General features: G+C 56.4%; 1 protein-coding gene. It reads left to right on the top strand.

The window, feature by feature from the left end:
* Positions 1-240: 240 nt before the first annotated feature.
* Positions 241-858, top strand: a complete 618-nt coding sequence (locus ACOCD2_RS20650) for a phosphate signaling complex PhoU family protein (RefSeq protein WP_293646809.1) — start codon at positions 241-243, stop codon at positions 856-858.
* The last annotated feature ends 368 nt before the right edge of the window (positions 859-1226 follow it).

Genomic DNA, 1226 nt, shown 5'->3' with positions numbered 1-1226 from the left:
TTAGTGGCAGGGGATGCCCAAAGGTATAACGCAGCCGGGCGAAGACCGCCATGGAAGGTGGAAATGCTGAAAACGCAGGAGCGGACCGTAGGTCGGGCTTCAGCCCGACAACAGCGGTCACAAGGGGCAATGTCGGACTGAAGTCCGACCTACGGACACAGGTTTTCCACGGTCAGGGAGGCGGGCTGCGGACTCAGGAAAGCCGGGTAGTAACAGATAACAAAACTACGGGTAATGATAATGAAACATGATTCTTCCCTCCATCAGGGACATGTCCTGAAGCGATACGACGAGGACATGCGCAAGCTGCAGAAACGGGTATTGAAAATGGGCCGGCTGGTGCGCGAACAGATGAGCAGCCTGCAGCAGGTCCTCAAGGGCAGCAGCGAGGAATCCACGGAGCAGGTCGTGGAGGGCGATCGTACCGTGGATCTGCTGGAAGTGAAGGTGGACAAATTTATTATCCGCCTGCTGGCGCGACGTTCTCCTGTGGGAGGTGACCTGAGGTTCATCATAACCGCTTCGCGCATCGTCACGGATCTTGAGCGCCTGGGCGATGAAACCGTCCAGATGGCAAGGGTGCTGGACAGGGAATATGGTAATCTGGGCGAATGTGATGGTCGCTCGGTGGAGAACGAAGTCAGGGAATTGCTGATACTGCTGACGGAACTGTTCGACCAGGCCATGCTTGGCCTTCAGGCACCACGACTACCTGGCAGCCAAGGAACTTGCCCAAGGCGCTACCGGATCCGAAGGCGAAATGGCCACGCGCATGCGGCGGCTTTCCGCCTGTACCCGGCTCAAGGAAGGCGATGTTTCCCAGGCGGTCAACCTGGTGCTCATCCTGCGTTCTCTTGAACGGGGGTTGCGCTATGTTCAGAATATCAGCGAGCATGTCATCTACCTGGCAACAGGAAAGGACGTGCGCCACAAGACCGGATAGACTATTAACCCGGCACCGATATAGATGACGCTCAGCCGTGATGCACTGTTCGCCAGCAAGGCATCAGCTCGCCGCTGTAGTTATTCTACAGCAAGAGCTGATAACGCAGTCTGGCGGACAGTGCATCATGGCCTGCCTTCAATATCAATGAGTTGGGGCTTCAAGCCTGCCCCGGCCCGGCGTTATCGCTTTTGCCAATGGAACAACCATTGGCTTCAAGCGATGCCTTGCTCTGAGGCAGGCTTGAAGCCCTGAGCATCACCTATATTGGTGCCGGGTTAAT

The sequence above is a fragment of the Thiolapillus sp. genome (genome assembly GCF_048562965.1).
GTDB classification, from domain to species: domain Bacteria; phylum Pseudomonadota; class Gammaproteobacteria; order Chromatiales; family Chromatiaceae; genus Thiolapillus; species Thiolapillus brandeum_A.
Note: the sequence above shows the minus strand (reverse complement) of the source record. Positions and strands in the feature narration are given on the sequence as shown.